The sequence below is a fragment of the Oleiphilus sp. HI0132 genome (assembly GCF_001635845.1).
This window is the reverse complement of sequence record NZ_LWGJ01001495.1, coordinates 1-589: the sequence shown is the minus strand read 5'-3', so window position 1 is coordinate 589 and position 589 is coordinate 1. Positions and strand designations below refer to the sequence as shown.

General features: G+C 41.1%; 1 pseudogene. It reads right to left on the bottom strand.

The features are described from left to right. A pseudogene (locus A3766_RS31450) lies at positions 1–589 on the bottom strand (RND family transporter); the annotation flags it as partial.

Here is a 589-nt window from a genome sequence, read left to right as displayed (position 1 = left end):
AACCAAGCCCAGTTTGACTGACCTGAGTACGATCACCATGATGATACAAATTAGTATCAATGCATAACTTACCCCCGAAACCATACTCATAACGTTTCGCTCACCGATATGAGAGAACATGATATTCGGGCTCGCAGCATAGAACTCAGTAATATCGGTATTTGTCTCAAGCCATTCAGCAATATCCTTTTCAAGCGCTAAGGTTTTGTAGCTTGGTATATTGTTTAGTACAACAGTTAGTTTGATAGATGATTTATCTACGTTTAACTGGTTGTTGAGATCCAGCCCATAGGGGAGCGACATTTCATATAACAGTAAATATTGTGCCGCTAAATCTTGTGACTCCGGTAGCCGGAAGTATGACTCATCATCGGCATGCATATTTTTATTCAGGCGCTTGAATATCTCGGTAATCGTATCGACATGAACAACTTCTTCTCGAGCTTCAAGCCATTGGCTGAATGCCTCGACCTGTTGTAAGAATTTCGGGTTGCTTATCTCACCGGATTCTCCGGCAACTAGTGAGTATTCAATTGTATAAATGCCAGAAAGGTTTTCAGCGGTAAAGTCGGTGTCTTTTCTAAATTCT